Here is an 11,354-nt window from a genome sequence, read left to right on the forward strand (position 1 = left end):
CAGAGTTAGATTACTACCACATAAATGAAGAAAATAGACTAATTTTGAACAAAATGTTAACTATATAACGATTTGAATACTATATCCGACTGCGTATCAGAGATTATCGCACAGCAACCTTATCTGGAAGAGGCATTATCACAGAAGATTATTAACTATGCCGCTCTCGCTGAGAATCTTAATCCTCAGGTCTCACAACTACTTAAGAAACCTGTAAAAGACGGGGCTATATTAATGGCGCTACGTCGTTATGCATCACCTACAGACACTCAGAAATCGCTACGCTTAAAGGAAGTGCTTAGTACGCTAGGTGATATCACAGTACGTTCTAAGCTTATTGTGTTTACTTTTCAAAATTCTGGTACACTTATCCAGAATCACGCTCAAATATTGAGCACTATTGCTAAAAATACGCAGGTGTTTTACACGTTTACACGTGGTATTCATGAAAGCACACTCATAAGCTCTTCAAGTGAGGAGGAGAACATTCGTAATCATTTTGAGACAGAAAGCATTCTTGGATTTCAAGGCAACTTATCTGCTATAAGCATAAGACTTCCACAGGGTAACACTGCTGTTGCAGGTTTATACTACCAGATATTTAAGCGTTTGGCTTGGGAGGGCATTTCATTACAAGAGGTTATTTCGACCACTAATGAATTTATTATTCTCGTAGAAGACCATCTTGTTGATCGTGCGTTTTCTACTATTAAGAAGTTACAGTCTTAGATGGTACGCTTTCGCGAAAGCGTAATAGCACTCACCACTATATAAGTGACCACAGCAGGTAATAACCAGCCTAAACTTACGGTACCTAACGGAATCATTTCTTGTAACACTTTCATCTGATCGCCAAAACCTACAGAGGCCCAAAAGTCTGGTGCGCTAAAAAGTATGGTAGCAATTACTACTGCTCTAAATACAACTGGTGCCGTCCACCTTCTAGGCATTGCGTTAAGTAATATTAACACGATAGTGATAGGGTAAATAAACATAAGTGCTGGTACAGCAACTATAATGATAGAATTTACATCTAGTTGCCCCATTACAACACCAAGTATGGCTCCTAGAATTGCTGTGATTGTATAAGCTACTTGCGAGTTTCCTAGGATTCCTTTGACAAAATCTGCAGTTCCTGTTACGATTCCTACGGCTGTAGTAAAACAAGCTAAACTCACTAAAACAGCAAGCACCTTTGTCCCTATCACTCCTAGTGTATCTGTACTTAGAAGGTTCAGAAGTGCCGTACGATCTGTCATCTCTATACCGCCACTTCTTAGAGCACCTAGATAGATAAGTCCTCCATATATTAGTAACAATCCTATACCTGCGATGATGCCCGCTCTAGTTAATAAACGTTGCTTTGCTCTACTAGAACCCTTTTTAAAACCAAGAGAAATCACAATGACTCCTCCTACAACCACTCCACCTATGGCGTCAAAAGTTTGATAACCTTCTAAAATCCCACTAGTGAGTGTACTATCAAAAATAGATGCACGCATAGGCTCATAATCTCCAAATATGCCAATACCAATCACCAAAGCTAAAATAATGAGAATAGCAGGTGTAAGATATTTACCCACAAGATCCATCATCTTAGATCTATTAAGCACAAATAATAAGACTAGCCCGAAGTAAATTGTACTCCACAGCCAACTAGAAATATCAAAATATGGAGCTATTGCCATCTCATAAGTCACAGAGGCTGTACGTGGACCTGGTAGTGCGATAGAAATAGCATAGACTACAATTGCATACAAGAGCGCAAAGAGTGGTGAGACTTTATTTGCAAAATCAATCAACGTTCCTTGTAATCTTGCATGACCATAAATCGCGAGAATAGGTACTACCACAGCAGAAATAAGAAAACCTGCCAACACAAATAACCAAGAGCTACCCGCATTATAACCTAGAAAGGATGGCAAGATTAAGTTCCCCGCACCAAAAAAAAGTGAAAATAAAGCAAAGGCTGTGATGAAGGTTTGTTTGGTCATTCTCATAGGTTGCGTGATATTTGCCCACCAATATAGAACTAATGACTATTAACCACAAAGGTGCTTCCATATTTTATACAGATCAAGGAAAAGGATCACCCGTAGTCTTACTACACGGATTCTTAGAAAATCACCAGATGTGGGACCATTTCCTTAGTGTTTTGTGTGAGCAACACCGCATTATCTGCATTGATTTATTAGGTCACGGATTTTCGGAGTCGGTGGGTTACGTGCATAGCATGGAAGAAATGGCTGCAGCAGTTGCTGCTGTTACAAATCAATTAGAGCTTAAAGACATTTCGATAATAGGACACTCTATGGGAGGTTATGTGGGTATCGCTTTCGCGAAAGCGTATCCAGAATTTGTATCAAAATTATGCCTTCTTAACTCCACTCCAGAACCTGATGACGACGCTAGAAAAAAATTGAGATCACGGGCAAATGTGATGGCAAAAAAACAATATGAACAACTTGTTAGAATGTCATTTATAAATCTTTTTGACAAAAAAGCAAGTACAAATCATACGGCAGAAATAAACAATGCACTTGCACAAGCACTCAACACACCTGTGCAAGGATATATCGCTGCAAATTCTGGAATGAAAGATAGACCAGACAGTTCTGAGTTTTGGAAAACAACCTCTATAACCACTGGAATGATTTTAGGTAAATCTGATTTGCTCATTGATGCTGAAATTCACGAGCAAAACTATAAAGAGGACACAAATTTCTTTGTTATTATCGATAGTGGGCACATGTCACATATTACTAATGCTACAGAGACTATTAATAATATACTTGACTTTCTATCTGCCTCGTCTAGCACTTGACAAGTTAGTTATCAAGATGATTAGGCAATTTTCTCGCATGAGGAAGCATTAATTAAGGGTGAATAGAAATTTTGACGGCTGAGGTTAAATGTTAAAATTTTAAGTATTTAATCGGTAAATTTGTGTATTTCACAGATTAATTCTTAATTTGTGTATCCCAAATCAACCCCTATAATGAAAACAATTGACCTCAACTCAAAAAAACAAAACATCAACCCACTCACTACTGTAGGCTGTAAATTATTTGGACATAAGTATAGAATCATAAAGCGTTACGAGTCTAATCTAAAGGAATTTGAATGCTCACAGTGTAAAAAACAATATACGCTAGATGGCTATGGTCATTACACACCATTAACACCTAAGTTACGTCGTATTAATGAGGTATATGAAGAGTTTTACATGCGTAAACTTGCTCGCACCTCTTAGTCTTCTTTTTGAAGAGCATTCCATCCACGGGCAACTAGAGGTATTTTAGTATCTGCTCGTGTGATGAGGTGTATACCTTCTTTCTCTTCTGTCATATGACCTATAATAGAAAAATTAGGGTTTGCTTTTATTTTCGGAAAGTCGTCTTGACTAATAGTAAATAGCAACTCGTAATCTTCTCCTCCACTTAATGCGATGGTAGTACTATCAAGTTCAAACTCCTCACAACTACTTATAACTTGAGGATCTAAAGGAATTTTATCTTCATAAAGATTACATCCTACACCAGAGTTTTTACAAATATGCAGTACTTCTGATGAGAGACCATCGCTTATATCAATCATTGACGTAGGCTGTACTTCTAGAGATTCTAGAATCCCTCTTACATCTTTACGAGCCTCTGGTTTTAGTTGGCGCTCAATCAAATAACTATATTGCTCAAGATCTGGCTGGTTATTAGGATTTACCTTAAAAACTGCCTTTTCTCTCTCTAGTATCTGTAACCCCATATAAGCTGCCCCTATATCTCCAGTCACTACTAGTAGATCTCCAGCTTTGGCAGTAGATCTCTTTGCAATTTTCTTAGGTGCTGCGTGGCCTATTGCCGTAACACTTATTACTAAACCTACGTTAGACGAGGTAGTATCTCCACCTATAAGATCTACTTTATAGTTAGTACACGCAGTTTGAATCCCTGCATATAATTCTTCAAGTGCCTCTAGTGGAAAACGATTTGAAACCGCGATTGAAACTGTAATCTGAGTCGCCTCCGCATTCATAGCATACACGTCAGATAGATTTGCCATCACTGCCTTATAACCTAAATGTTTTAATGGCACGTAACTTAAATCAAAATGTACACCCTCTACAAGAAGGTCTGTAGTAACAATAACCTGGCTTTTAGGAAACTTCAACACTGCAGCATCATCACCTACACTTACTACCGTGCTTTTATGATGGATTTTAAAGTGCTTTGTTAAGTGATCAATAAGACCAAATTCTCCTAATTCTGAAAGCGAAGTGCGCTCTTGATTTTTATCTTCTAACATAGCTGCAAAGATACTTAAACATCTTCTTTTATCACTTTCAAAATAGGACAGCTAGTATTACAAAATATAGAAACACTTATTCCAATTTCACCTAGAAGTGAAATTAAATATTTTCTTGATTATTTAATTTTAAGGGAGAAAAGAGGTGAAAAACTAGGATATCACAGATAAAACAGCCATGTTTTCATAAAGTATTCTTAAAAGCCAGCAATTGCGTAGGTTAGTTAGAATTGTTTAAGTAATTTAACCTAAAATTAAACAATTTCCTATGGACCTCTTACAACAAGCAGAAGTATATGAAAATAGAACGATGAGTCATATGTCTACTAGTGATCGAGTAGCAGCATCACGCGAAGGCAAAAAATTGATTCTTGCTATTAATGAAATATACAAGAAAACAAAAGACAGTAAACTTATGGACGTTATGAAACGTCTTACTGTAAAAAAGAAGAAAATCGAAAAACGTATTAAGGGCAGACTAGCTGCATAATATGTTAATTATATAATTATTTCCAAGAGCGCTTTACGGCGCTCTTTTTTGTTGGAAAATCACTTGGCACTTCTTGTGTTACTTTCCCCGTAGCTGCCCATTCTGCTCCTCGCTGCAAGGTTGTAATAAAGCCGACACTCTCCATAGAAATATCCATATGTCCTAAGGCAGTATGGAATACACGTCCACTTTCATAATTTACAGTCATAATAAGAGGTTCTCCTCTACCTGAACCTTTATTTTCTGGAGCCCAAGGCTGTGCGTTTCCCTCTACGTCTGAATATGCGTAGTATAACACATTTACATTTTCGGCAGGGCCGCGTAAACGATCGTAGAGCTCATCCTTAGTATGCATCCACTGTTTAGGCAATCCTCTTGTGATAGGATGTAATGTATCCCAAGCTGTAAGAACAAATTCTTTTTCTGGACCGTGTGAAGATTCCTCACCATTACTTGGTTCAATCTGAAGTTGTTCCTCTTCGTTAATGTATATCTGATTAAGTGCATCGTGTGGGCGGTTTCCCCAGCCACCTACACCTATCATCTTATTGAAAGCCGGCCAGTCTCCCCAAGAATTATTTACTCCATGCACAACCACAAGACCTCCACCATTCTTCATATAAGATTCAAAATCTTCTTTTGTATCCTCAGGCCAATTTGCAGTTTTGTCACCAAAGTTTGATAAGATCACATCATATGTATCAAATTCGGGCTTAAAAGAAGCATCGGCAATGATGCTATCTTTTACTTCATGTATTCGTGCATCATCTACTCTATACTTTTCGACCAATTGTGTGATACTATCGTGATTGAGTCCGTCTACAATACCGTGATGTGGACCTTGATACGTATAAGCGGTTCTATAAATATCAACCTGAAAAAGACCTGTTTCTTCCAGATATGATTTCATCATCATTGTTGTCTTGGGCCATACTCCATGGTTGTTTTGACCGTCTACAATGAGCGCTCTAAGTTGCTTAACTGGTTCGTCTATAACCTGCTTCTTATCTTCAGCCTGATTGCAACTAGTAATAAATAGTATACAGAAACTTATTTTGAGTAACATTTTGACACGCATAATATCTTATTTAGATTCCTAAAAATACTTACAAAATAATAAAGAGGATAAGCACGCTTTCGCGAAAGCGTACTTTTAAAATAAAAACATCTTTCCTATGGCACCTATGAGCACAATAATAAGAACGTAATATGCTACTTGATCTGCCCATTTATTCTTACTAGCGAAACGTGCAGTAAGAAATCCTCCTGTAGTCTGCCCTATTGCCATAATGCCTCCCAGTTTCCAATCAATGAGCCCTTGGTAGTGAAAAATTGCAATTACAAAGAGCGTATAAAGTCCTATTACAAAACTTTTAAGCGCATTACTTTCTATGATGTTAAAGCGCATCCCTAACACCATTATTATGAGGAAAAACACACCCATACCCATCTGGATAAATCCTCCATAAAATCCTAGTGCAAGAAGTAGCGGGAAATAGACATACCATTTAGGTTTAAACGTTAAATCTGTTTCCCTCAACCAGCGCTTGGGCTTCACTAATACAGCTAGCAGCATGAACACCATCATGAATTTAAACACTGCTCTAAACTGCTCATTACTTACATTTATGGCTAGAATAGCCCCAGCAATTGCTCCTATAAAAATGGGAATGATATATTTTTTATTCTTTGCGATATCAAGCCTTCCATTCTTATAAAAAACCCACGAGGTTGCCGAACATTGTGTAAAAATCCCAATACGGTTAGTTCCATTTGCAATATTGCCTGGCAGCCCAAGCACCTCCGTAAGAATCGTTAAGGTAATGGCGCTTCCATTTCCTGCAAGGGTATTGATCCCGCCAGCGATAAGACCTCCTATTATAGCAATAATATATGTTTGTACTTCTGTCAAAATATTAAAATTCGAGTGTGATTCCTCCAAAAATAGTGAGTCCCGGCGCAGGCTCATAAAACCTTCCTCCAAAGGCATTAATACGCACATTATCCGTGTATTTTTGATCTAGCACATTATTTACCCCAATGTAAGGCTTTAACCTGACCTCTCTAAATAATGTCTCGTAGCTTGCTCTCACATTAACAAGCTCATATCCATCTATGGTAGTCTCGTTGCTATCTTGAGCAAATTGCTCTCCTATAAAGTTTGTGCTCACGCTCGCGTTAAAACCATTGCTCCCTGCATATTGTAATCCTACACTAGACATATGCTTTGCAATTCCCGGCAAGAAATTACCGTCAAAATCTCCGTTTGGCGTTTCAAATTCATCGTAAGTGAAATCTGAGTAGGTGTAAGAACCCGTAGCGTTTAGCCAACCGTTTCCTAAGGGTAATGCTCTGTATGAAGCCTCAACCTCAACACCATGACGCTTAGTTTTTCCTGCATTTCTAAAAAACTCACGATCTGGAAATTGCGCCAACTCAAAAGGCACTAAATCATCTTTTGTGTTTATCAAAAACGCAGCGAGTTGATATTGCAACTTACTTGCAATAGTCCCTTTTAAACCCACTTCAAAGCTAGCTGCCTTTTGAGCTTTTAGATTTTCATTAAATCCTATAGAACCATCAGGATTTGATGATAATTCTGATAATGATGGTGTCTCAAAACTTGTTGCGACATTCATGTATGCAGATAACGCTTTCGCGAAAGCGTAACTAACACCAACACTAGGGTTAAAAGAATTTAATGTAAGACTTCCAGAATCATCCCCATTATCCAGTAAATCATCATCTGCCGAAAGTTTGTTGTAATCAAACCTCGCTCCGGCTGTAATCAATAATTTACCTAGCGAAAGGTGGTCTGTAACGTAAATACCTAGGTTAGTAAATTTCTCGCGCTGTCCCAGCGTTTGACCTCCCTCTTCTCCATCAAGGTTTCTAAACCTATTCCTGCGATCATTTTGATAAGCAAAGTCGTATCCTGCGCGTATGGTATTCTTATTTTTCTTGTAAGTTATGCTCGTTCCTTGCCCTAAGTAATTGCGTGATAGATCAACAATACCACCAAACTCAAATGGCAACAGCCCATTAAACTGTCGGTTGCTATAAAAAGCATAGGCATTTACCGTGGTATTCTCATTCCTATTCCACGCTAGGCTAGTTCCTACTTTAAACTGCTCTATAGCCTCACCTGTTTTAAACTGCACATTTCTATCTCTCGCCTGTCTTCTATTAGCGTTAACTTCCTCTAGCGTCAATCCCCCTGGGTCATCTGCCTGTGGTGAGTCTGCATAATTAAGAATAGCCGTTAGAGAAGTATTCTCCCCTAGTTTAAAATGCCCTTTAAAATTGGTGTTTATTTGCTCAAAACCACTTTGATCTCTGTAACCATCGCTAGTCGCATAATTACCGTGGAAGGTATAGTTTGTATTTGCATCTCCTATGGTAGCCGTGGCTTGATAATTTTGAAATCCAAAAGCACCTATTCCAGCTTTTACTGAGGTGCTATTTCCCTCCAGGGTGTCAAAAGATTTTGTAGCAATATCAATTACACCACCAGATGCATTACCGTAAAGGCTGGCACTTGCTCCTTTTGTAATCTCAATACGGTCTATGATACCTAGATTAAGATTATCAAGTTGTCCTTGCCCATCTGGAGTGGTCTCAGGAATCCCATCAACAATAAGTTTTATACCTCGTATCCCAAAACTAGACCGTGCTCCGAAACCACGAATGGATATTCGTAAATCCTGAGCAAAATTGTTTGCATTTTGAGTAAACAAACCTGGCACTTGCTGCACATACTCTTGTAAGGATAATTGTTGCCTAGTTACATCTTCCTTGCTCGTTGTAATGACCGAAACGGCTGCAGGTATTTGCTGTACATTACTCTTAATTCTCGATGAGGAAATTACAATAGTATCAATAGTCTGATTAGGTATAGATCCCGTCTGACTATAGGCACCATAAAAGAAAGCAATCGAACAGATAAAAGAGGTGATAATATTTTTCAAGGGTAGCAATTTTTGGCGAAAAGTACTGCCTATAAGAAGAAACTCAAAATAAAGCTACATTTACTTATGTAAACATGTTCATGATATGAAACGATTATTACAACTCAAAAAGTGGATTTATAAGCAATTAAAGACAATAACTCCTGGTGCTATTGCCACTAAAGGTGCCGCAAGAGGACTTTTTATAGGGACCTCCATTATCTTTTTGATTTTTGCGATCCACGCTATACAAACAATGGGTGACACTACACTCATACTATTACAGCTCGCTATTCTTATAGGGATTGTACTATCTGTATTCTTAGGACTATGGGTGCTCAAAAAGCTCACTCGCATTCCTAAAATTCTCCAGCTAGCACTACTGATCACTACACCACTCCTTCTGCTATCATTATCAGAAGAACTCGTTTACTGGTTGTGGGCTGTGATTACACTTGCAACCGCAGGAGCTGCTATTGCTGTCCTTACTAGCAAAGGATTTAGACAGAAGACTATTATAAAAAAAACAATAACACTTCTGGGAGGAGTAGTTGCAATTACTGGATGTACGCTCGCGATTTTAGGACTCGCGCCTGACGGATTTGACATGAAACCAATAGCAAATGCGGCTGCACTAAGTTCAAATAATATTGCACCAATTGAAGCTCCCTCTCCATCTTTAAATGGCAATTACAAAGTACAGACATTAACGTACGGTAGCGGTACTGACAAACACAGACATGAATATGGAGAAGACGCCACTATAATTACAAACACTATCAACGGAGTACCGTTTTTAGATAATTGGGAAGGAATGAGTGGATGGTATAGAGAACGTTTTTGGGGATTTGACGCTAGAGAACTTCCTATAAATGGTAGGGTATGGTATCCAGAGGGAGAAGGCCCATTCCCACTTGCATTAATTGTTCACGGTAATCACTCCATGCATGACTTCTCAGACCAAGGTTATGCGTATCTAGGAGAATTAATGGCATCAAGAGGATTCATTTTTGCATCTGTAGATCAAAATTTCATCAATAGCTCATGGTCAGATATTCCTCAAGGTCTTGATGAAGAAAATGATGCTCGCGGCTGGATACTTCTAGAACATCTAAAAGCATGGCACGAGTGGAATGAAGATTCAGAAAGTAATTTTTATAAAAAAGTTGACACCACGCAGATAGCATTACTAGGTCACTCTCGAGGAGGTGAGGCCGTTGCTCACGCCGCCTTACTAAACAAGCTTACACATTACCCTGATGATGCAACCATCGCTATGGATTACAACTATAATATCAACACTGTCATTGCGATTGCTCCTGTAGACGGACAGTACGAACCTGGGAATACCCGCACATCACTCAAGGACATCAACTATTTTGTGATGCACGGCGCTCAAGATGGTGATGTAAGTTCTTATGCAGGATCCAAGCAATATGAACGTATCACATTTTCTGACAGTACAGATTACATAAAAAGCGGACTTTATATAAAAGGAGCAAATCATGGACAATTTAATACTAGCTGGGGAGCTAATGATGCGGGACTTTCTGTAACGCAGTTTTTAAATAACAAGCAATTGCTTTCCAATAAAGATCAAGAAGAAATCGCCAAGGTTTATATAAGTGCCTTTCTAGAGGCAACACTTAAAAATCGCAACGAATTTCTCCCATTATTTATAGATGCTCGCAAAGGGAAAGAATGGCTCCCAGAAACCATCTACCTCAACCAATATGAGGATAGCTCTTTTGAGGCTATCGCAACTTATGATGAAGATTTTGATGTTGTCTCTACTGTAGATACTGCCACAACAATAACAACGCAACACCTAAGCGTCTGGAGAGAACAAGAAATAGCACTAAAATGGGGAGAGAAAGGTAGTCGGGCGGCATATGTAGGTTGGCACTATGGTGATATTGAAGAAGGAACAACACTTCCCGATAGCATCGTTGCTAGTTATTCATTTGTTTTCAAAAAACCGCTCAGCACCAAAGACAGTAGCAAGGTATTTACATTTTCACTAGCAGAATCCACTGAAAATACAAATCCAAAATCAGGTGGAAAATGGATAAACGATGAAGACAACAATTCAAACAATGAGCCATTACCGACTAACAATATCGCTAACAACAGTGAGGAACCTACCGAAGATAGTATAGATGATAGTGAAGGCACAGCGCTCCCAGAAGAACCTATTGACTTTACAATCACCATAGAGGACGCCACTGGAAACACCGCTTCTATGTGTTTAAGTGACTTCTCTGCATTACAAAAGGAAATAGGTGTGCGAGTATGGAAGTCTCAATTTATCAATGAGGAAACCCTTTCAGAAAATGTATTCCAAACTTATTATTTCCCACTAGCGGACTTCCAAGATCGCAACAAGGCTCTTGATGTAAAAGAAATTGTGAGTATCTCGTTCGTTTTTGACAACACTTCAGAAGGTGTAGTTGTTTTGGACAATGTAGGTTTTATGAAACGATTGTGATGTAGGTACGCTTTCGCGAAAGCGTATTAAAAACAGTATAAACACAAAAAAGAAAGACCCGCTATCACAGCAGGTCTTTCCTTTTTATATGGTTTGCTCAACATACATTGAGCAATACTCTTGATCT

The 11,354-nt window shown here is 38.6% G+C and carries 10 protein-coding genes; 5 read left to right on the top strand and 5 right to left on the bottom strand.

The features are described 5' to 3' along the window. The first annotated feature begins 72 nt into the window (after positions 1–72). Positions 73–729 (top strand): hypothetical protein, encoded by a 657-nt coding sequence (locus tag ACJJVW_RS05345; protein ID WP_298329493.1) that lies wholly within the window; start codon positions 73–75, stop codon positions 727–729. On the opposite strand, the gene brnQ is transcribed toward ACJJVW_RS05345, so the two are convergent. Next, entirely contained in the window at positions 726–2,000 is a 1,275-nt protein-coding gene (gene brnQ / locus ACJJVW_RS05350) for a branched-chain amino acid transport system II carrier protein (protein ID WP_405250986.1), read from the bottom strand. The two genes, ACJJVW_RS05345 and brnQ, sit on opposite strands and share 4 nt — an antisense overlap. A gap of 35 nt (positions 2,001–2,035) precedes the next feature. Here brnQ and ACJJVW_RS05355 point away from each other — a divergent pair, with 35 nt between their 5' ends. After that, entirely contained in the window at positions 2,036–2,824 is a 789-nt protein-coding gene (locus tag ACJJVW_RS05355; protein WP_405250987.1) for an alpha/beta fold hydrolase, read from the top strand. A 174-nt stretch (positions 2,825–2,998) separates the two neighbouring features. Further along, positions 2,999–3,253 carry a hypothetical protein gene (locus ACJJVW_RS05360; protein WP_298329502.1) on the top strand — a complete coding sequence of 85 codons (255 nt, stop codon included), beginning with the start codon at positions 2,999–3,001 and terminating at the stop codon, positions 3,251–3,253. Here ACJJVW_RS05360 and thiL read toward each other — a convergent pair. Further along, positions 3,250–4,302: a thiamine-phosphate kinase gene (thiL, locus tag ACJJVW_RS05365; RefSeq protein ID WP_298329505.1), complete on the bottom strand. Its 1,053-nt coding sequence runs from the start codon at positions 4,300–4,302 to the stop codon at positions 3,250–3,252. The genes ACJJVW_RS05360 and thiL overlap by 4 nt on opposite strands. 268 nt (positions 4,303–4,570) lie before the next feature. On the opposite strand from thiL, the gene ACJJVW_RS05370 reads away from it, so the two are divergent. Continuing rightward, entirely contained in the window at positions 4,571–4,792 is a 222-nt protein-coding gene (locus ACJJVW_RS05370) for a hypothetical protein (protein WP_013750994.1), read from the top strand. A 16-nt stretch (positions 4,793–4,808) separates the two neighbouring features. Here ACJJVW_RS05370 and ACJJVW_RS05375 read toward each other — a convergent pair whose 3' ends face one another. From ACJJVW_RS05375 to ACJJVW_RS05385, 3 genes are all read right to left on the bottom strand, one after another. Beyond that, on the bottom strand, positions 4,809–5,870 hold the full coding sequence (locus ACJJVW_RS05375) for a ThuA domain-containing protein (protein ID WP_405250988.1): 1,062 nt from the start codon (positions 5,868–5,870) through the stop codon (positions 4,809–4,811). 75 nt (positions 5,871–5,945) lie between these two features. Next, complete coding sequence (locus tag ACJJVW_RS05380; RefSeq protein WP_405250989.1) at positions 5,946–6,704, bottom strand: sulfite exporter TauE/SafE family protein; 759 nt, start codon at positions 6,702–6,704, stop codon at positions 5,946–5,948. Between the two features lie 4 nt (positions 6,705–6,708). Beyond that, entirely contained in the window at positions 6,709–8,760 is a 2,052-nt protein-coding gene (locus ACJJVW_RS05385; RefSeq protein ID WP_405250990.1) for a TonB-dependent receptor family protein, read from the bottom strand. Positions 8,761–8,845: 85 nt separating this feature from the next. On the opposite strand from ACJJVW_RS05385, the gene ACJJVW_RS05390 reads away from it, so the two are divergent. Next, entirely contained in the window at positions 8,846–11,227 is a 2,382-nt protein-coding gene (locus tag ACJJVW_RS05390; protein WP_405250991.1) for an alpha/beta hydrolase family protein, read from the top strand. The last annotated feature ends 127 nt before the right edge of the window (positions 11,228–11,354 follow it).

The sequence above is a fragment of the Dokdonia sp. Asnod3-C12 genome, from assembly GCF_045063975.1.
GTDB lineage: Bacteria > Bacteroidota > Bacteroidia > Flavobacteriales > Flavobacteriaceae > Dokdonia.